This is a genomic window from Methylobacterium sp. E-041 (assembly GCF_022829665.1).
Lineage (GTDB): Bacteria > Pseudomonadota > Alphaproteobacteria > Rhizobiales > Beijerinckiaceae > Methylobacterium.
The window spans coordinates 1-20062 of record NZ_JAKSYQ010000067.1; the positions used below are offsets into that span (position 1 = coordinate 1).

A 20062-nucleotide genomic window follows, 5' to 3' on the forward strand; every position below is an offset into this window, starting at 1 on the left:
TGTGCTCTGCCGATCTCGGCGCTGCCGGCGGGAGAGTGATGCGGTTTCGATAGGTGCAGGACGGGGTCGGCGCACCCCCCTCCCCCCGCGGGCGGGGAGAGGGCGGTGACGCCCTCGACGTCGGCCCGGAGAGGCGGCAGCCGCCGGTGTGGGGGCGTATCCGGATGCGCCTCGTCCTGCCCGGCCCCCTGACCTTCGCTTCCGCGCGCCGCATGCACGAGGCGGTGCATGCCGCCCTCTCCCCGCGTGCGGGGAGAGGGGATGCGCACCCAGCTTGGCGCCATGTCCTGAGGACGGGCGGTCTCGTCGCCCTCACCACCGCCCTGTCGGCCTGCGTCGTCGGCCCAGACTACGCGCGCCCGTCCGTCGAGACGCCGCTGGCGTTCAAGCAGGGCGGCGCCCGCGAGGATTCGGTCGCCTTCGTCGCGTCGCGGAAGAACTGGCGCCCCGGCCTCCCCAACGACGCGGCCGAGCGCGGCGACTGGTGGCGGGTGTTCAAGGACCCGGCGCTCGACCGGCTGATCCGCCTCGTCGACGTCGACAACCAGAGCCTGCGCCAATCCGTGGCGAACTACCGGCAGGCGCGGGCGATCGTCGAGTCGGCCCAGGCCGCGCTCTACCCGACGGTCATCGGCGCCCCGAGCATCACCCGCTCGCGCACGCTCGGCTCCGAGCGCACCTCCGTGTCGATCCAGGGGCAGGCGAGCTGGGAGCTCGACCTGTTCGGCCGCATCCGCCGGACCATCGAGACCGAGGCGGCCCTGGCCCAGGCCGACGCCGCGACGCTGGCGCTGACGCGCCTGACCATCCAGGCCGAGGTGGCCAACAACTACCTGTCGCTGCGCTACGCCGATTCGCTGGTGCGGGTGCTCAACGCCAACGTCGAGAACTTCAAGCGCACGGTGGCGATCACCGAGAACCAGTACAATGCCGGCGTCGCCGCGCGCTCGGACGTGATCACCGCGCAGACGCAGGTGCAGACCACCCAAGCCTCGGCGATCGCCGCGACCCTCACCCGCGCCCAGTTCGAGAACGCGATCGCCACGCTCGTCGGCCGCCCGCCCTCGGAGCTGTCGCTGCCGGTGGCGCCGCTGGCGCTGGTGCCGCCCGCGGTGCCGGTCGGCATCCCGGCCGCCCTGCTCGAGCGCCGCCCGGACGTGGCCCAGGCCGAGCGCACCGTCCAGGCGCAGAGCGAGCAGATCGGCGTCGCGGTGGCCGCGCTCTATCCGACCGTGACGCTCTCGGCCTCGGGCGGGATCTCGGGGCTCACCAGCAACGGCCTGCTCTCGGCGGCCAACCAGGTCTGGGCGGTGTCGGCGGCCGGCAGCGAGGTGCTGTTCGACGGCGGCGCGCGCTCGGCCGCGATCACCGCCGCGCGGGCGGCCTACGACGCGGCGGTGGCGAACTACCGCCAGACCGTGCTCGCCGCCTTCGCCGACGTGGAGAACGGCCTCGTCGGCGTGCGCATCCTCGCCCGCCAGCAGGTGGCGCAGGACGAGGCCGTGACGCTGGCCCGCCGCGCCGTCGAGATCACCCTGAACGAGTACCGCGCCGGCACCCAGAACTTCACCACCGTCGTCACCGCCCAGGCGCTGCAGCTCAACAACGAGGTCGCGGCGCTGCAGGTGCGGCTCGCCCGCTTCACCACCGCCGTCGGCCTGATCCGGGCGCTCGGCGGCGGCTGGGACGCGCGCGCGCTGCCGAGCGATGCCGAGCTGAAGGGCCCGCGCCTGCCGATCGACCTGTCGCCGGCGGTGCACCCGGACGAGTAGCCGGCCGGCACCGGAGCCGGGCGCAGGAAAAAACGGTCGCGGTCCTGCGCCGCGCCCGTTCGGACGGCCCCGCGGCTGCGATGACCGAACCGTCGCGAGGCCAACGCGATTCTGACGGCAGCAAGGAAGGGCGCTTCGATGAGCAGGCAAGCGGTGACGGCGCCCGGCGCCGCGGCGGTCGGCCCCTACGCCCACGGCGTGCGGGCCGACGGGACGGTGTACCTGTCCGGCCAGACGCCCCTCGACGGTGCGACCGGGCGCTTGGTCGCGGGCGGGATCGAGGCGCAGGTGCGCCGATGCTTCGTCAATCTCGGCGCCGTGCTGGCGGCGGCCGGCCTCGGCTTCGAGGATGTGGTGAAGTGCACCGTCTTCCTGACCGACATGGCCGATTTCGCCGCGATGAACCGGGTCTACGCCGAGCACTTCACGGAGCCCTATCCGGCCCGCACCACCATCGGCGTCGCGGCGCTGCCGCTGGCGGCGCGGGTCGAGATCGAGATGGTGGCGCACGCGCCGCGAGCCTGAGATTTTACGCGCCGCGAGCCTGAGGACGCGCCGCGAGCCTGAGAATTTTACGCGCCGCGGGCCTGACGCCGTCAGGCGGCGCGCACCGTGGCGAGGAAGCGGTCGACCTCCGCGCCCAGGTGCCCGGATTGGCGCGACAGCGCGCTGGCCGAGGTCAGGACCTGGGCGGCGGCGGCGCCGGTCTCCTCGGCCGCGCTTGCCACGCCGGCGATGATGCTCGTCACCGCGCCGGTCCCCGTCGCCGCCTGGCCGACGTTGCGCACGATCTCCCGGGTCGCCGCGCCCTGCTCCTCCACCGCCGCCGCGATCGTCGTCGCCATCGCGTCGATGTCGCGGATGCGGCGGGTGATCGCGGCGATCGCCTCCACCGCCTGGCCGGTCGCGCCCTGGATCTGCGTGACCTGGCCCGCGATCTCCTCCGTCGCCCGGCCGGTCTGGGCGGCGAGCGCCTTGACCTCGGAGGCCACCACCGCGAAGCCGCGGCCGGCCTCGCCGGCGCGCGCCGCCTCGATGGTGGCGTTGAGCGCCAGCAGGTTGGTCTGGCCGGCGATGTCGGCGATCAGGCCGACGACGTCGCCGATCCGCCCGGCCGCCCGGCTGAGGGCGTCGACGAGCCGGACGGTGTCGTCCGCCTGCGCCACGGCGGCCTGGGCGAGGTCGGCCGAGCCGCTGACCTGGCGCCCGATCTCGGCCACCGACGCGCCGAGCTCCTCGGCGGCCGCCGCGACGGTGTTGACGTTCGAGGCCGCCTCCTCGGCCGCCGCCGCCACGGTGGCGGATCGGTCGGCGGTCTCCGACGCGGTCGCCGTCATCGTCCGGGCGGTGGCCTGCAGCTCGGTCGCGGAGGCGGCGAGCGTGCCGACGATCCCGCCGACCGCTTGCTCGAAGCCGTCGGCCACGGCGCGCATCGCGGCGGCGCGCTGCACCGCGGCGCTGGCCCGCGCCGCCTCGCTCTCCGCTTCGAGGGTGCGGGCGTGGATCAGGTTGTCCTTGAACACCTGGATCGCGGCGGCGATCGCGCCGACCTCGTCGCGGCGCCCCCGGCCGGGCACCGCCACGGTGGCGTCGCCCCCGGCGATCCGCCCCATCGCGGCGATGATGCGGTCGAGCGGCCGGGCGATGCCGCGCATCACGAAGGCGATGCCGCAGAGCGCGCAGAGCAGGGCGCCGGCGCAGACCGCCACCGTGAGCCGCAGGGCGGAGTCGTAGCTGAGGGCGGCGTCGGCGGAGGCGGCGTCGCCGCCCCGGTCGTTCAGGGCGGAATCCGCGTCGAGCACCTTCAAGGCCGCGTCCAACGGCATCCGCGAGCGGTCGAAGGCGGCGACCATGCGTGCCCTGTCGCCGTCCCGCGCGGCGGCGACGAGCTGGCTGCGCAGGTCGAGATAGGCGGCCCACTGCCCCTTGAAGCCGTCCCACAGGGCGGCCTCCTCCGGGCTCGAGATCAGCGGCTCGTAGGACGTCACGGCCTTCGCGATCGCCGCGAGGCGGGTGGCGCCGACCGCGTCGAGCTCCGCCGGCGGCTCGGCCGCCAGGACGTAGCGCGCGTCGACGAGGCGGAGGCGGGCGGTGGCGTATTTCAATTCGCCGAGCCAGCGCACGCTCGGCAGCCAGTTCGTCGCGATCTCGGTCGCGCTGGCGTTGACGGCGCGCAGCTTGGAGGCGGCGAACAGGCCCTGCCCGGCGATGCTGACGGTGAGGATGCCGATGACGGCGATCAGCGCGGCCTTGATGGTCAACCGCATGATGGGCCGGTCCTCGGATTGTGCGACTGAGGTCATCCTAGTGCGAAGGACTTAAATGACGCTGAATTCGAAGGCGTGCAATTGTTTGTCCTCGTTTCCTGTAAGATCTAAATTCAGGAGTGAAATAGAGAACGATAGCTCAACTGCTGGTGTGCAATCTTCCGGGCTGCAAGACTGCCGCGATCGCGACCGCCGCGATCGCGGCCGCCGCCCATCTCAGGCGCGTCGCAGGCGCAGCCCGAACAGGTGGAGCAGGCCCGCGAGCAGGGCGCCGTAGATCGCCGCGCCGGCGATCCCGAGGAGCGCCAGCACCGCGATCTCGCGGCCGCGCGGCAGGGCGGGCACGACGGATTCCGCCAGCGGCAGGCCGTAGACCGCCACCAGCGCCAGGCCGGCGCAGGCGAGCGCGACGCCGAGCACCGTGAGGCCGAGCGTGCGCCCCGGCGCGGTCCAGCCGCGGCGCCAGGCGAGGGCGACGAGCAGCGCGAGGTTGACCCACTGGCTGATCGCGGTGGCGAGCGCGAGCCCGGCGACGCCGTAGGGGCCGGTGAGCCAGAGCTTGAGCACGACGTTGACGGCGATGGCGGTGAGCGAGGCCCAGAGCGGCGTCCGCGTGTCCTGCCGGCTGTAGAAGCTCGCCACCGCCGAGCGCACCAGCACCACCGCCGGCAGCGCCAGCCCGTAGGCGGCCAGCACCGAGGCGGCCCGCGCGGCATCCTCGGCCGAGAAGGCGCCGCGCTGGAACAGGGCGGCCATGGTCAGGCCGGGCAGCGTCAGGAAGGCCACCGTGAACGGGGCCGAGAGCGCGAGCGAGAACCCGGCGGCGCGGTTCTGGGCGGCGTGCGCCCCGGCGACGTCGCCGGCCGCGATCCGCCGGCTCATCTCCGGCAGCAGCACCGTGCCGGCGGCGATGGCGATGACGCCGAAGGGCAGCTGGTAGAGCCGGTCGGCGTACCACAGGGCCGAGACCGCGCCGGTCGGCAGCCAGCTCGCGATGATGGTGTCGGCAAACGTCGCGATCTGGAACCCGGCCGCGCCGATCACCGCCGGCCCGAGCACGGTGAAGAACCGGCGCATCGCCGGATCGCGGACGGCCGGCGCGGTGAGCCGCGGCGCGACGCCGGCCCGCCGGCAGGCCCACCACAGCAGCCCGAACTGCAGCACGCCCGAGACCGCGACGCCCCAGGCGGCGGCGTGCGCCGCGTCGGGGAACAGGAAGGCCAGCGCGAACGCCGCCAGCATCGCGAGGTTCAGCAGCACCGGCGCGCCCGCCGCCACGGCGAAGCGGCGCTGCGCGTTGAGCACGCCGGAGAGCAGCGTCACCAGCGTCATGAACAGCAGGTAGGGGAAGGTGATGCGGGTGAGCGCCACCGCGAGGTCGAAGCGCTGCGGATCCTGCGAGAAGCCCGGCGCCAGCGCCCGCACCACCCACGGCATCAGCGGCAGCGCGAGCGCCAGCAGCGCGATCTGCACCGCCAGCATCAGCGTGAAGATCCGGTCGGCGAAACGCTGCGCCGCGCCGTCCGCGCCGGCCTCCGACAGCCCGGCATAGGCCGGCACGAAGGCGGTGTTGAACGCGCCCTCGCCGAAGATCGCGCGGAAATGGTTCGGCAGGCGGAAGGCGACGACGAAGGCGTCGGCCATCGGCCCGGCCCCCATCACCGCCGCCATCACCACGTCGCGGCCGAAGCCCGTGACCCGCGACACCAGCGTCCAGCCCCCGACGGAGAGGATCGCGCGGATCACCGGTTCGTCCCGAATGCGAGTGCCGTCACGCCGCCCACCGTTGCTGAAGCCCGGCGGAGGCTTACGGTCGCGGCCGCCGGCAACGCAAGCGTGCGGCCGCTAGGGCCCCGTCACGCCAGGGTCTCGCCGCGGATCGGCAGGCGGCGGTGGCGCTGGCCGGTGGCGTGGTAGACCGCGTTGGCGATCGCCGCGTTGACGCCGATGATGCCGAGCTCGCCCAAGCCTTTCAGGCCGAGCGGGTTCACCTTCCGGTCCTCGTCGGGGACGAACAGGACTTCGATCTCGGGCGTGTCGGCCGCGGTGGGGACGAGGTATTCGGCGAGATCCGCGTTGCGGTAGTGGCCCCGGTCGAGCACCGTCTCCTCCAGCAGCGCCGAGCCGAGGCCCCAGATCATGCCGCCGGCGAGCTGGCTGCGGGCGGTCAGCGGGTTGAGGATGCGCCCGGCCGCGAACGCCCCGAGCAGGCGCGAAACCCGGATCTCCCCGGTCTCGGCGTGGACGCGGACCTCGGCGAACTGCGCGCCGAAGGCCCAGGACAGGCGCTCGCCGTCGCTGCTGAGGGTGATGTGGCCGGCCCGCAGCGCGTCGAGGCGCTTCGCGCCGCCGCCCTCGGGGACGAACTCGGCCAAGGTCTCGATCCCGGCGGGGTCGAGCCGGGCGACCGCCTCGTCGAGCGCCACGCCGCCGCCGTCGGCCCGCGCCAGCCGTCGGCCGACGAGGCGCAGGCGCGCGGGGTCGGCGCCGGCCAGCGGCGCGCCGGCGGCGGTGCAGGCGGCGGCCAGCCGCGCGCGCAGCTGCTCGCAGGCGAGCGCCAGGGTGCTGAGCAGGCTCGTCGTGGTCGAGGAGCCTCCCGAGATGCCGGCCGGGGGCAGCGCGGTGTCGCCGAGCCGCACCGTCACCGCCGCGATCGGCACGCCGAGCCCGTCGGCCGCGGCCATCGCCAGCAGCGTGGTGATGCCGTTGCCGATCTCGTGGTGCGCGGTCTCGACGGCGACGCGGCCGTCGGGTCGAAGCGCGACGCGCATCGTCGCGGGGGCGATCTTCACCGGCCGCACCGAAGTGGCGCAGCCGAGCCCGACCCGCCAGGCCCCGTCCCGCATCGCGCCGGGGCGGGGGATGCGGCGCGACCAGCCGAAGGCCTCGGCGCCGGCATCGAAGCAGGCCATCAGCGGACGCGACGAGAACGGCTTGCCCGAGACCGGGTCGGTCACCGTGTCGTTGCGCCGGCGCAGCGCGATCGGGTCGAGGCCGAGCGCCCAGGCCATCTCGTCGACCGCGCTCTCTAGGGCGAACAGGTAGGGCACCTCGGGCGGCGCCCGCATCGGGCCGGGCGTGTTGCGGTCGACCCGCACGGCGCGCTCGTCGGTGCGGATGTCGGGGCAGGCGTAGAGGCTCGCCGTCACGTCGGTGCCCTCCATCGCGAAGGCGTCGAAGCGCGAGGTCGTCATCGCCGCCTCGTGCACCAGGGCGGTGAAGCGCCCGGTGCGGTCGGCGCCCAGGCGGAGGTCGTGGCGCGTCTCCGGGCGGTGGTTCGCGATGGTGAAGCCCTGCCGCCGGGTCGGCACCAGCGCGACCGGGCGGCCGAGGTCGCGGGCGGCGAGGGCGACCAGAGCCGTGTGCTGCGACAGCGCGAGCTTCGAGCCGAAATGGCCGCCGATCGGCCCCGACACGACGCGGATGTCGGCCGGGTCCATGCCGAGCTGCGCGGCGAGCCCGTGCTGGAGCGCGCCGACGTAGCGCGAGGGCTCGTGCACGGTGAGCCGGCCGCCGTCCCAGGCGCAGGCGGTGGTGAACAGCTCCATCGGGTTGTGGTGCTGCACCGGCGTCTCGTAGCGCGCCGCGATCCGCATATCGGCCCGGGCGAGCGCGGCGTCGGCATCGCCCCGGCGCGGATCCGCGTGCTCGGGCTTCAGGTCGGCCAGCCGCACGGTCTCGGCGCCGGCCTCGTCGAAGGTGGCCGCGAACGGCGCCTCCGCGTAGGCGACGCGGACGCGGGCGGCGGCCTCCTCGGCCGCGCCCTGCGTCTCGGCGACGACGAGGGCGACGATCTGGCCGGCATAGGCGACCTCGTCCGAGCCGAGCGGCAGGTGCGCGCTGTTGGCGTAGCCGCCGGCCATCAGGTGCTTCACCGGCGCGATCCGCCCGGCGAGGTCGCGATGGGTGAAGATCCGCAGGCAGCCCGGCGTCGCCGCGGCGGCGGCCAGGTCGAAGCCGCGGATGCGCCCGCGCACGATCGTGCTGGTGACGAGCGCGGCGTGGGCGCGCCCCGGCAGGGCGACGTCGGAGGAGAACCGCGCCCGGCCCGTCACCTTGGCCGGGCCGTCGACCCGCACCTGCGGGCGCCCGAGCAGGCCTTCCTCGGCACCGGCCTGGGCCGGGTCGGCGATCGGGTGGTCCATCGGCGCGCTCCACTTCGCTTCGGTCCGGGACCGTTCGGGAAGAGGTGTGCCGCGCGCGCCGGCCGGCAAGGCTTTCGCCGTGGCCCGCGGCGATCCGCGCTCAGGTCGCGGCGCGGTCGCGCGGCAGCAGCTTCTGGATGACGTTCCAGTACGAGACCGGCACGAGGCGCTCGATCAGCGCGATCAGCTTGGCGTCCGAGCCGACGAGCACCCGGCCCTGCCGGCGCTCCACCGCCGCCAGGATGATCTCGGCCGCCCGCTCCGGGGCGAGCTTCAGCATCCTGTTGGCGGCGGCCCGGCCGCGGGCGGCCTCCTCGGCGGTCATGTGCGCGGGCAGGCGGGCGCTGTCGGCGACCGAGGTGGCGACGCCGCCCGGATGCACCACGGTGACGCCGATCGCGGTGCCGGCGAGCTCGTGCCGCAGCGCCTGCGAGAAGCCGCGCACCGCGAACTTGCTCGCGGAATAGGCGGTCTGGCCCGGCGGCGCGATCAGCCCGTAGAGGCTCGACAGGTTGACGATCCGCGCTTCCGGCTGCGCCCGCAGCAGCGGCAGGAAGGCGCGGGTCATCCGAACCATGCCCCAGAAGTTGATCTCGAACAGCCATTCGAAATCGGCCTCCGTCACGTCCTCGAAGGTGCCGCCGAGCGCCACGCCGGCATTGTTGATCAGCACGTCGAGGCCGCCATGGGCCGCCTCGACCGCGGCCGGCAGCGCGGCGATGGCGTCGCGGTCGGCGACGTCGAGGGGGTGGCGGCTGATGCGGACCCGGTTCGTCGCGATCAGCCGCTCGGTCTCCTCCAGCCCGGCGACGTTGCGGTCGGCCAGCGCCAGGTTGCAGCCGCGCGCGGCCAGCCCCACCGCCAGCGCACGGCCGATGCCGCTCGCCGCGCCGGTGATCAGGGCCGTGCGGTTCTCGAGGTTCCAGTTCGGCATGGGGGCTCGCTGCATGTTTGGTGGATGAAACGCGCGGTCCACTTCCCCTCCCCCCTCTGCGGGGGAGGGTGGCCCGCGAAGCGGGTCGGGAGAGGGGAGCGCCGCATCCGGCACTGTCGCTCCCCTCTCCCGACCCTCGCGTGAGCCGAGGCCCACCCTCCCCCGCACCCAAGTCGGGCCTGCCCGACTTGGGCACACAGGGTGCGGATCTCGGGCAAGCCCGAGATCCGTCGGGGGAGGGAAGGGAGGCTCACGCCGCGCGCTTGGCCGCCTCGCGGCGCGAGAACCGCATCGTGCCGTCGTCGAGGCGGCCGAACTTCAGGGCGGCGGTGTCGAGGATGTAGTTCTGGTGCAGCTTCCACGGCTTGGTGTCGGCCTGCTTCGGCAGCAGGTGCGCGGCGCGGGTGACGTAGCCGGAGGTCAGCGGCAGGGTCGGCTCGGTGTTGAGCCGGCCGGTATCCGCCAGGGGCTCGCAGCGCGCGAAGCCGTTGGCGTCCATGTGGTTGATGAGCCGGCAAAGGTAGCGCGCCGTCAGCTCGCTCTTCAAGGTCCACGAAGCGTTGGTGTAGCCGATCGTCACCGCGAAGTTCGGCACGCCCGACAGCATCATGCCCTTGTACAGGAACGTGTTCTCCGGCTCGACCGCACGGCCGTCGACGGAAAGCGTCATCCCGCCGATCATCTTCATCCGGAGGCCCGTGGCGGTGACGACGATGTCGGCCGGCAGCGTCTTGCCGGAGGCGAGCCGGACCCCGTCCTCGGTGAAGCTGGCGATCGTGTCGGTCTCGACCGAGGCGGCGCCGGAGCGGATCGCCTTGAACAGGTCGCCGTCCGGCACGAGGCAGAGGCGCTGGTCCCACGGCTTGTAGCTCGGGGTGAAGTGCTTGGCGACGTCGTAGTCGGGGCCGAGCTGCGCGCGCACGCCGTCGAGGATGCGCTTGGTCATCGCCGCCGGCTTCTTGCGCGCGAACTGGTAGAAGAAGATGCCGAGCGCGACGTTCTTCGCCCGCGTCAGCCGGTGGGCGAGGCCGGCCGGCAGCTTTTCGCGCAGCCAATGCGCGATCCTGTCCCGGCTCGGCAGGGCGACGATGTAGGTCGGCGAGCGCTGCAGCATCGTGACGTGCTGCGCGGTCTTGGCCATCGCCGGCACCAGCGTCACCGCGGTGGCGCCCGAGCCGATCACCACCACGCGCTTGCCGTCCCAGGACAGGTGCTCGGGCCAGGCCTGCGGGTGCACCACCGGCCCGGCGAAGCGCTCGCGCCCGGGAAAGTCCGGGCTGTAGCCGTGGTCGTAGGCGTAGTAGCCGCTGCACACCGACAGGACCGCGCAGGTGTAGCGCACCGGCTCGGCGGCTTCGCCGACCTCGGCGTCGAGGGTCCACAGGGCCGCGGCCGAATCCCAGGCCGCCCGCACCACCCGGGTGCCGAAGCGGATCTTTTGGTCGATGCCCTCGGCCTGCGCGGTCTCGCGGACGTAGCTCAGGATCGAGGCGCCGTCGGCGATCGCCCGGTCGCTGCGCCAGGGGCGGAAGCTGAAGCCGAAGGTGTAGAGGTCGGAATCCGAGCGCAGGCCGGGATAGCGGAACAGGTCCCAGGTGCCGCCGATCGCGTCGCGGCTTTCCAGGATGGCGTAGGTCTTCCGCGGGCACTCGGTCTGCAGGTAGTGCCCCATGACGATGCCGGAGAGCCCGGCGCCGACGACCAGCACGTCGAAATGCCGGGCGGCGTCCGCGGCGGAGGCGGGCGCCCGAAGCGGACTCGTAGGGGGCGAGGCGTCGTTCATGGCGTCGGGCTCCGGCGGTTTCGCGCGTCGCCCCGATTTAAGGTGGACACCTTATAGACGTCAACGGGCTACCACCGTAAAATGCATCTGGCGCGAAACGTGATGGTGCCGGGCGCGCCCCGCGCTCGGCGGATCGCAGGCCGGATCAGGGTGCGGGTGGATCGATGGGGCGGCCAAGTCGGACGGCGGGCCTGAGGCGATGAGGGCGGGGCGATGAGGACGGGCCCTGCGGCGCGCGCGAAGGATCTGCCGAAGGGCGTTGCCGGGGCCGCGGGCAGGAGCGGCGCGACGCGCGTCGCGAAGCCCGGCACGCGCGACCGCGTGCTCGCGGCCTGCCGCGACCTGTTCAACGAGCGCGGTCCGGCCGCCGTCACCACCGCCGAGATCGCCGCCGCGGTCGGCATCAACGAGGGCAATCTCTACTATCACTTCCAGCGCAAGGAGCAGATCCTGGAGGCGCTGTTCTCGGCCTTCGAGCAACGGCTCGAGGCGGTGGCGACGGCCTACGCGACGCAGGCGGGCGAGGCGCGCTACGCCCCCTACCTCGCCGGCTGGTTCACGCTGATGTGGGAGTGGCGCTTCTTCTACCGCGACGGCGGCACGATCTTCCGGCTCGCGCCGGCCCTGCGGCCGCGGCTGAAGACGGTCAGCGATTCCGGCCAGGACCACGTCCGGCAGGCGCTCGCCGGGATGAAGGCGGCGGGCCTGCTCAGGGCCGGCCCGGCGGAGACCGAGCACCTGATCGTCAACGCCTGGATCGTCTCGACCTACTGGATCGACTACCTGCGCTCGCGCCGCGGCCTCGGCGAGGTCCGGCGCGAGCACCTGGATTGGGGCGCGGCCCAGGTGGCGAGCCTGTTCCGGCCCTACCTGACCGAGGCCGGTCTCGCCGCCGCCGCGCTGGCTTGAGCCGCCGGCGGCTCAGGCCGCGCGGTAGCGCTCCGCCGCATGCGGCCGCCCGAGATTGGGCAGCATCGCCTGGCGCCCGGCCTCGTAGGCGCTCCACTGCCCGGCATCGGGCAGCGGCGGGATCGTCACGGTCTCGCGCCGGTCGAAGCCGACGAGGGCGGCGTCCACCAGCTCGCCGACCTCCATGACGTTGTCGAGGGTGTTCACGTCGGCGCCGGAGCGCTCCCAGATCTCGGTGCGGGTGGCGGCCGGCAGCACCGCCTGGACGTGCACCCCCTTGGGCCCGAGCTCGAGATGCAGCCCCTGGCTGAGATAGAGCACGAAGGCCTTGGTCGCCCCGTACACCGACATGCCGAGTTCCGGAGCGAGGCCGACGACCGAGCCGATGTTGATGATCGCGCCGGTGCCGGCCCGGACGAAGCGCGGCGCCGCGGCGTTGGCGAGCCGCGTCAGCGCGGTGACGTTGAGGGCGATGAGGGCGGCGAGCGGACCGGGATTCTGATCGACGAAGGGCCCCAGCACCGCCGCGCCGGCATTGTTGACGAGCACGCCGATGCGCGCGTCCTCACGCAGGCGCGCCTCGACGCGGGCGAGGTCGGCCTCCACGGTCAGGTCGGCCTGGACCACGTCCACGGCGATTCCGGCCTCGCGCCGCAGCCGGTCGGCGAGGGCTTCGAGGCGCTGCCCGTCGCGGGCGACCAGCACGAGGTCGTGGCCGCGCCGCGCGAAGCGGTCGGCATAGGTGGCACCGATCCCGGACGAGGCGCCGGTGACGAGAACTGCGGGCTTGGTGGACATGGCCGATCTCTCCTGCTCGAACATGATGATCATCATGTATAAGTGGACATGATGACCATCATGGTCTGCGTCAAGCGCGGTGATCGGGGCCGGTGTGAGGTGGCGCACAGGGCGCGGTTTTCACCGGATCGGATGCGAGCCGGCGGCTCAGCAAGCCGACGTCATGCGCCGCGACCGAAGCGGAAGCGCCTCTCCCTCCCCCCGACGGATCTCGGGCCTGGCCGAGATCCGTACCCCGTGTGCCCAAATCGGGCGGGCCCGACCTGGGTGCGGGGGAGGGTGGCCCGCGAAGCTGGTCGGGAGAGGGGAGCGCGCTGTCCGGATATGGCGCTCCCCTCACCCGACCCTCGCTGACGCGAGGCTCACCCTCCCCCGCAGAGGGGGGAGGGAAGTTGGGGTGTATTCACCGTCGCCTGGATGGATGAAGGCTGTTGCCCGTCTGAGCCGGGGGGCGGATCAGCGATGCGCAGAGACGGGTTTGCTGGCCGAGCCCTGTTCCGCGCCGCGCGGGCGGAACGCCCGGCTGCCGAGAGCGAAGAAACCCACGGCCCCGCCGATGACGACGCCGACCAGCAGAAGGAGGAGATTCGTGTCGGGCATCGCTCAACTCTCGCTCTGGATGAACCGAATGACGAACTGCCCGGAGGCGGGCAGCGCGGCGCCGAGGAGCATCCACCAGATGGCTTCGCCCTGCGGCCAGTTGTGATCCTTGACGTAGGGTACGATGAAGGCGGCACCTACGATAGCGATCCCCAGCATGTTCGAGAAGCTGCCATAGAGCTTGATGTGCTCATTCCAACGCTTGGCCTCGAGCTTCCTGAGATCGGGCTCGAGTTCGATCCGCCTCCGCCGATGCGAGAAGTACAGTCGCAGAGCCGCGGCCGCAAAACCGGCCAGGGCGCCGAGAAGGGGAAGGGCCAGCCTGGTTCCGGTTCGGTCGGCGATCCAGTTGGCCGAGCCGTCGAGGAGACCTGCGAGGTCGCCGGGCATCGATTTCCCCTCGGAGACCTGCGCCGGGAAACGGGCGCTCCCGACCGGCGGGACAATGTGCGTCGTAGGCGGATGGACGCCGCCGTCGCCAAGCTTGGACGCGGCCCGTTGGTCGACCTGCACCGGCCGTGCGATCGAACGCCACGAAAACGGCCGGTGCTGGACGCCTCGGGGCGGGACGACGCCTGTCAGGGGTGGCTTCCCTCCCCCGCGCCCAAGTCGGGCCTGCCCGACTTGGGCACACGGGGTTGCGGATCTCGGGCAAGCCCGAGATCCGTCGGGGGGAGGGAAGAGGCGGTGGCGTGATCGTCCAAGAGATGGGTGAAGGCCGTCGCCGATCCGGGACGTGGCGCCGCGAGGTGCGACGCCCGGCCCGCCAAGCGGCGACCTCCGCCACGCCGCCTCAGGCGGTGGCTTCGCCGTACAGCGTCTCGACGTGTTCCCAGTTCACGAGGTTCTCCAGGAACGCCTTGAGGTAGTCGGGGCGGCGGTTGCGGTAGTCGATGTAGTAGGAGTGCTCCCACACGTCGACGCCGAGGATCGGCTTGGCGCCGTGCACCAGCGGGTTCTCGCCGTTCGGGGTCTTCATGATGGCGAGCTTGCCGTCCTTGACCGCGAGCCAGGCCCAGCCCGAGCCGAACTGGCCGATGCCGGCCTGGATGAAGTCCGCCTTGAACTTCTCCGCGCCGCCGAGATCCTCGTCGATCTTCTTGGCGAGGCTGCCCGGGATCGCGCCGCCGCCGTTGGGCTTCATCCACTGCCAGAAGTGCAGGTGGTTGAAGTGCTGGCCGGCATTGTTGAACAGCGGCTGGTTGTTGCCGTAGCTCGCCGTGACGATCTCCTCGACGCTCTTGCCCTCGAGACCGGTGCCCTCGAGCAGCTTGTTGCCGGTGTCGACGTAGGCCTTGTGGTGCTTGTCGTGGTGGAACTCGAGGGTTTCCTTCGACATGTACGGGGCCAGCGCGTCGTAGGCGTAGGGCAGTTCCGGCAGGGTGAAGGTCATCAGATTCTCCGTCTTGTCGAGGTCTTCTGGACGGGCGTGCGGAATCGCGCCGCGCGCCGCGCTCGACGGGGTAACGACCGGAAGGTAAGTCGGTGCCCCCGCCGCGGCAACGCCGGAACCGGCACGAAGCCCGTGGAAACCGCCACGCCGCGGGGCCGACTCCGGGTCGCCGGCGTTTTGCAAAACGCCGGCAAGGTCTTACTACGATCCTGGCGTATCCGGCCCCGACTTCGAGAGTTCCATGATCATTGCGCTGTTCGCGCTCAGTGCCGCGATGGTGATCGGCGGCGTCGTCGCCGTGATCCAGGGGTTCCCCTTCGTCCGCCTGGAGAGCGGGCTCTCCATGGTGATCGCGGGCGCGACCGTCGCCTCGGCCGGGGCGGTGCTCTCCGGCCTCGCGGTGGTGGCGATGGGCCTGCGCCGGGTCGCGCACGCCTTCGACGCCCGCCGCATCGTCGACGCCGTCAGCACGATGCAGGACGGGGTCCGCCTGCCCCCGGCGGCCCCCGCGCCGGCGTCCCTCGCGGTCCCGGCCGCGCCTGCGCCGACCGACCCGGCGCCGACCCGCCCGATGCTGCCCAACGTGCTGGTGCCGGCCGCCGGCGCCGGCCTGCTCGGCGGCCAGAGCCGGACCGATCCGGTCTTCACGGAGGGCTACGCCGAGCCGTCGATCCCCGAGCCTTCGATGCCGGAGCCGGCCGAGGCCCATGCCGAGCCGGCGGTCCCGCACCCCGAACCGGCGGTCCCGCACCCCGCGGCGCACGAGCCGGAGCCCGCCGCCCCGATGCCGGCCGAGGCGCAGGCCGAGCCGGAGCTGCCGCTCCCCGGCCTCACGCCGCCGGAGCCGGAGCCGGCCGCGCACGTCCCGCCGCCCCCGCCTCCGCCCGCCCCAGAGCCGGAGGACGACCTGTTCGCCCCGACCGAGCCGCCGGCCCTGCGCCGGAGCCTCGATGCCGAGCCCGCGCGGGAGGCCCCCGAGCCCGAGCCGGACACCCGCGAGGTCGTCGGCCGCTACGCCTCGGGCGGCAACACCTACGTGATGTACGCCGACGGCGCGATCGAGGCGGACACGCCGCAGGGCCGCTTCACCTTCGCCTCCCTCGACGAGCTGAAGGCCTTCGTCGAGGGCGGCGGCGAAGCCGGCAGCCGCGGCGCCGCCTGAAGGCGTTTCGCGCGCTCTCCCTCCCCCGCAGAGGGGGAAGGGGCACGTGCCCGTGCGTCAGCCCGGCGGGTCGAGGCTGGCGTTCCGCACCGGAAGCGGGGCCAGCATCGTGAGGGCGAAGCCGCCGGGGGCGTAGAGGGTCTCGACCTCGGCCTGCACCTGCGTCGTCAGCACCCGCTGCAGAAGACGCGAGCCGAAGCCCTGGCGGCGGGGCGGCTCCACCGCCGGGCCGCCGCTCTCGCGCCAGGCGAAGCGCAGCATCCCGGCCGGGCCGCCCGGCAGGACCGCCCAGGCGACCGAGATCCGCCCGCGCCGGTTGGAGAGCGCGCCGTACTTGGCGGCGTTGGTGGTGAGCTCGTGGATCGCCATGCCGATCGGCACCGCGATCTCGGAGGGCAGCGCCGTGTCCGGCCCGTCGAGCACGATGCGGCCGTCGAGGGCCCCGTCCGCATCGGCGGCCTCGCCCTCGCCCGCCTGCGCCTCGGCGTAGGGGCGCAGCTCGCTCAGCAGCAGCGTGCGCAGGTCCGCCGTCTGCCAGGTCGCCTCGGTGAGCACCGAATGGGTGTGGGCGAGCGATTTGATGCGGCCGACGAAGGCTTCATAGAAGCTCTCGATGCTGGACGCCGTCCGCGCGGTCGAGCCGACGATCGCCTGCACCGTCGCCAGGGTGTTCTTCACCCGGTGGTGCAGCTCGCGGATCAGCAGCGCCTGCCGCTCCTCGGCCAGGCGCTGGTCGGTGACGTCGGCGACGAGGCCGATCAGCCGCCGCGGCAGCCGGTTCGGGGCGTCGCGCTCGAAGCGGCCGGCGAGGTCGATGGTGCGCCACGCGCCGTCGCTGCGGCGGCGGATGCGGCCCGTGGTGTGCAGGATCGCGTCGTCGCGCAGCGCCTGCGAGATCGCCAGCCGCACCGCGGCGCGATCGTCCGGGTGCAGCGTATCGCGAAGGAACTCGGTCTTGCCGATGGTGCCGTCCTCGGGCGCGTGCCCGAAGATCTCGAACATCCGTTCGTTCTCCCAGATCGCGTGGTCCTCGAGCATGTGCCACTCGAAGATCCCGAGCCGGGCGACCGTGGTCGCGACCCGCAGGCGCTGGTCGCGGGCGGCGAGCCCGTCGCGGGCCTCGACCCGCGTGGTCACGTCCTGCACCACGCCGACCATGCCGGTGCGGCGCCCGTCTTCGGCGTGGACCGGGCGGCCGCGCACGTCGACGATGATCTCGCGCCCGTCCGCCTCCCGCGTCAGGCGGGTCTCGAAGCGGTAGGCGCCGTCGCGCGCCATCGCATCCCGGACCACGGCCTGGATCCGGTCGGGCTCGCCCGCGGAGAGGCCGGCGCGCAGGATGTCCCAGGTCGCGGAGGAGCCGGGGGGATGGCCGAGGATCTGCGCGGCGCGGCGCGACAGCACGAGGCGGCCGGTGCTCCGCTCCCAGCGCCACTCGCCGAGGCCCGCCGCGGCGAGGTCCTGGCGGTTCTCCTCGGAGCGGGCCGCCTCGTCGGCATCCACCGCCTCGACGACGAGGACGGTCCCGCCGGCGCCGGAGCGGCGCACCCGCACCTCGAAGCCGCCGTCGGCATGGAGCCAGGGATGGATGCCGTCGGCGATCCGGCCGCCGCCGACGAGGTCGGCGGCCGGCCGCCCCGCGAGCGCGCCGGGTGGGTGGCCGAGCAGGGCGCAGAGCGCGGGGTTGGCGTCGCGCAGGCGCGCGCCGTCCTGCGACAGCACGGCCAGCCCGATGGCGGCCTCCTCGAAGGCCGCGCGCCGCGGGTCGTCCGCCGGGCCGTGATCGTCCCTGTCGGTCACACCGTCCCCTCGAACGCGCGGTCGCGCCGTCTCGAAAAGCGTCGCCCCGACGGAGGCACCGAGCGGGCGCCCGACAGGAGCGCGCCCAAGATGGGGCCGGGGCCGAAGCGGGGCAAGTCGCCCGGCGGCGCCTGCGGCTTCGACAACAGCTTAGTTGACCCCGTCGCCCCGGCCGATCCTCGAAGAAAGCCGCCGAACGCCGCCCGAGGCCGCCGCGAGGATCGTGCGGGTCGCCTGCGCCGGGCCCGCCGGCGCTTTCCTCCGGCACCCGGTGGCCGGCCCCGCGACCTCACGCATCGTCGCCTGCGGACGGGGCCTCAGCCCGGCGCGACGCGCGCGAACTCGAGGTAGGTCGGGCGGCGCCCGGCCGCGATCGCCTTCGCCTCGTAGCGGGTGCCGGGCCAGCCGGGATAGGGCTGCGTCCAGTCGGCGGCCGTGCGCGCCGTCCAGCGCAGGTGCGGGCAGCGGGCGGTGCGGACCAGGGTCCAGCCGACGTAGTCGTCGATGTCGCTGGCGAAGCGGAACAGGCCGCCGGGCCGCAGCACCCGGGCGATCTCGGCGAGCGACTCGTCCGAGACGAAGCGGCGCTTGCGCTGGCGCCGCTTCGGCCAGGGATCGGGGTAGAGCAGGTAGACCCGCGCGAGGCTGGCATCCGGCAGGGCGGCGAGCAGCGGCGACACGTCCTCGTCGCGGATGCGGACGTTGCGCAAGGCCCGCTCGTCGACGGCGCGCAGCAGCTTGGCGACGCCGTTGACGAAGGGCTCGGCGCCGATGATGCCGATCTCGGGATGGGCCGCCGCCTGCGCCGCCAGGTGCTCGCCGCCGCCGAAGCCGATCTCGAGCCAGACCTCCGACGGGCCTCGGGCGAGGCCGGGAAACAGCGTCGCCGGGTCGAGGGGGCGGCCGTCGGCGAACGGGGCGACGCGCAGGCGCGGCAGCAAGTCCGACAGGCGCTGCTCCTGCAGCCCGCGCAGGCGCTTGCCCTTGCGTCGGCCGAAGAAGGCCCGCTCGGAGGCGTCGGCCGGGGGGCTGGTGTCGGTCACGGGGAAACTCGTTGGGAGGCTCACGCCTCGATCGGCGACCGGATCGGGCGCAGGCCCCCTCTCCCGTTCGGGAGAGGGGGCCGCCGGCGCGGGGTCGAAACCCTTACGCCAGGGCCGACCTCAGCTTGTCGGCGAGGTCGGTGCGCTCCCAGGAGAAGCCGCCGTCGGCGTCCGGGGCGCGGCCGAAATGGCCGTAGGCCGAGGTGCGGGCGTAGATCGGCTTGTTGAGGCCGAGCGCCAGGCGGATGCCGCGGGGCGAGAGGTCGAGGGCGTCCATCAGCACGCCCTCCAGCTTGGCCTCGTCGACCTTGCCGGTGCCGTGCAGGTCGACGTAGATCGACAGCGGCTTGGCCACGCCGATGGCGTAGGCGAGCTGGATCGTGGCGCGCGAGGCGAGGCCGGCGGCGACGACGTTCTTGGCCAGGTAGCGCGCGGCATAGGCCGCCGAGCGGTCGACCTTGGTCGGGTCCTTGCCCGAGAAGGCGCCGCCGCCGTGGGGCGCCGCGCCGCCGTAGGTGTCGACGATGATCTTGCGGCCGGTGAGGCCGGCATCGCCGTCGGGGCCGCCGATGACGAACTTGCCGGTCGGGTTCACGTGCCAGACCGTGCCCTCGTTGATCCAGCCCTCGGGCAAGGCTGCGCGGATGTAGGGCTCGACGATGGCGCGCACGTCGGCCGAATCGAGCGACTCGTCCAGATGCTGGGTCGAGAGCACGATCTGCGTCGCCTCGACCGGGCGGCCGTTGGCGTAGCGCACCGTGACCTGGCTCTTGGCGTCGGGGCCGAGCTTGGCCGCGTCGCCCTGCTTGGCCTTGCGGGCGTCGGCGAGGTCCTTGAGGATCTTGTGGGCGTAGAAGATCGGGGCCGGCATCAGCTCCGGGGTCTCGTCGGCGGCGTAGCCGAACATGATGCCCTGGTCGCCCGCGCCCTCGTCCTTGTTGCCGGCCGCGTCCACGCCCTGGGCGATGTCGGCCGACTGGGCGTGCAGGTAGATCTGCACGTCGTTGTTCTTCCAGTGGAACCCGGACTGCTCGTAGCCGATGTCCTTCACCGCCTCGCGGGACAGCGCCTCGAGGTCCTTGAAGGTCACCGAATCGGGGCCGCGGACCTCGCCGGCGATCACGACGCGGTTGGTCGTGGTCAGCGTCTCGACGCCGAGGCGGGCTTCCGGCATCGCGGCGATGTAGGCATCGACCACGGTGTCGGAGATCCGGTCGCTCACCTTGTCGGGGTGGCCCTCGGAGACGGATTCGCTGGTGAACAGGAAGTCCGAACGCGGCATCGTGAGAGCACCCCGGTTGACGGGTGCGCCTTCCTGATCGCGGCGCTTGACCCGGTTGTGAGGGCCGGAGTTCTGGCACCGGCTCCCGGCAGGGTCAAGGTGGAATGCCGAACGGATCCGTTATACCGTACGAAGCGGACGGCCAATCGGTCCGAAGGTGCTACCACAGGGACG

At 73.2% G+C, this 20062-nt stretch carries 16 protein-coding genes; 4 read left to right on the plus strand and 12 right to left on the minus strand.

The window, feature by feature from the left end; all coding sequences use genetic code 11:
• Nucleotides 1–212: 212 nt before the first annotated feature.
• Together MKK70_RS05870 and MKK70_RS05875 are read left to right on the plus strand one after the other, a co-directional pair.
• Nucleotides 213–1772 (plus strand): efflux transporter outer membrane subunit, encoded by a 1560-nt coding sequence (locus MKK70_RS05870; protein WP_279603544.1) that lies wholly within the window; start codon nt 213–215, stop codon nt 1770–1772.
• Nucleotides 1773–1910: 138 nt separating this feature from the next.
• On the plus strand, nt 1911–2297 hold the full coding sequence (locus tag MKK70_RS05875; RefSeq protein WP_243946336.1) for a RidA family protein: 387 nt from the start codon (nt 1911–1913) through the stop codon (nt 2295–2297).
• A 71-nt stretch (nt 2298–2368) separates the two neighbouring features.
• Here the strand turns inward: MKK70_RS05875 and MKK70_RS05880 are convergent, their stop codons facing one another.
• From MKK70_RS05880 to MKK70_RS05900, 5 genes are all read right to left on the minus strand, one after another.
• Complete coding sequence (locus tag MKK70_RS05880; RefSeq protein ID WP_243946338.1) at nt 2369–4039, minus strand: methyl-accepting chemotaxis protein; 1671 nt, start codon at nt 4037–4039, stop codon at nt 2369–2371.
• Nucleotides 4040–4255: 216 nt separating this feature from the next.
• Entirely contained in the window at nt 4256–5785 is a 1530-nt protein-coding gene (murJ, locus tag MKK70_RS05885) for a murein biosynthesis integral membrane protein MurJ (RefSeq protein ID WP_243935795.1), read from the minus strand.
• Nucleotides 5786–5895: 110 nt separating this feature from the next.
• Entirely contained in the window at nt 5896–8184 is a 2289-nt protein-coding gene (locus tag MKK70_RS05890) for a xanthine dehydrogenase family protein molybdopterin-binding subunit (RefSeq protein ID WP_243946340.1), read from the minus strand.
• Between the two features lie 100 nt (nt 8185–8284).
• Nucleotides 8285–9118 carry an SDR family NAD(P)-dependent oxidoreductase gene (locus MKK70_RS05895; RefSeq protein WP_243946342.1) on the minus strand — a complete coding sequence of 278 codons (834 nt, stop codon included), beginning with the start codon at nt 9116–9118 and terminating at the stop codon, nt 8285–8287.
• A gap of 250 nt (nt 9119–9368) precedes the next feature.
• Entirely contained in the window at nt 9369–10901 is a 1533-nt protein-coding gene (locus MKK70_RS05900) for a flavin-containing monooxygenase (protein ID WP_279603543.1), read from the minus strand.
• A gap of 213 nt (nt 10902–11114) precedes the next feature.
• Here MKK70_RS05900 and MKK70_RS05905 point away from each other — a divergent pair, with 213 nt between their 5' ends.
• Nucleotides 11115–11810: a TetR/AcrR family transcriptional regulator gene (locus tag MKK70_RS05905; protein ID WP_147844384.1), complete on the plus strand. Its 696-nt coding sequence runs from the start codon at nt 11115–11117 to the stop codon at nt 11808–11810.
• Nucleotides 11811–11822: 12 nt separating this feature from the next.
• Here the strand turns inward: MKK70_RS05905 and MKK70_RS05910 are convergent, their stop codons facing one another.
• From MKK70_RS05910 to MKK70_RS05925, 4 genes are all read right to left on the minus strand, one after another.
• Nucleotides 11823–12608, minus strand: coding sequence for an SDR family NAD(P)-dependent oxidoreductase (locus MKK70_RS05910; protein WP_243938816.1), 786 nt, complete (start codon nt 12606–12608; stop codon nt 11823–11825).
• A 456-nt stretch (nt 12609–13064) separates the two neighbouring features.
• The gene (locus tag MKK70_RS05915; protein WP_187274983.1) at nt 13065–13208 is read right to left on the minus strand and encodes a hypothetical protein; all 144 of its coding nucleotides are present in this window, start codon (nt 13206–13208) and stop codon (nt 13065–13067) included.
• Nucleotides 13209–13211: 3 nt separating this feature from the next.
• On the minus strand, nt 13212–13721 hold the full coding sequence (locus MKK70_RS05920) for a hypothetical protein (RefSeq protein ID WP_243946344.1): 510 nt from the start codon (nt 13719–13721) through the stop codon (nt 13212–13214).
• Between the two features lie 280 nt (nt 13722–14001).
• Complete coding sequence (locus tag MKK70_RS05925) at nt 14002–14601, minus strand: superoxide dismutase (protein ID WP_147729591.1); 600 nt, start codon at nt 14599–14601, stop codon at nt 14002–14004.
• A gap of 241 nt (nt 14602–14842) precedes the next feature.
• On the opposite strand from MKK70_RS05925, the gene MKK70_RS05930 reads away from it, so the two are divergent.
• Nucleotides 14843–15763, plus strand: a complete 921-nt coding sequence (locus MKK70_RS05930) for a hypothetical protein (RefSeq protein ID WP_243946346.1) — start codon at nt 14843–14845, stop codon at nt 15761–15763.
• A 57-nt stretch (nt 15764–15820) separates the two neighbouring features.
• Here the strand turns inward: MKK70_RS05930 and MKK70_RS05935 are convergent, their stop codons facing one another.
• The 3 genes from MKK70_RS05935 to metK all read right to left on the minus strand — a co-directional run bounded on the left by MKK70_RS05935 (nt 15821) and on the right by metK (nt 19888).
• On the minus strand, nt 15821–17563 hold the full coding sequence (locus MKK70_RS05935) for an HWE histidine kinase domain-containing protein (RefSeq protein ID WP_243946347.1): 1743 nt from the start codon (nt 17561–17563) through the stop codon (nt 15821–15823).
• A 317-nt stretch (nt 17564–17880) separates the two neighbouring features.
• Complete coding sequence (locus MKK70_RS05940; RefSeq protein ID WP_243946348.1) at nt 17881–18606, minus strand: tRNA (guanine(46)-N(7))-methyltransferase TrmB; 726 nt, start codon at nt 18604–18606, stop codon at nt 17881–17883.
• A gap of 103 nt (nt 18607–18709) precedes the next feature.
• Entirely contained in the window at nt 18710–19888 is a 1179-nt protein-coding gene (gene metK / locus MKK70_RS05945; protein WP_147844288.1) for a methionine adenosyltransferase, read from the minus strand.
• Nucleotides 19889–20062 lie beyond the last annotated feature (174 nt).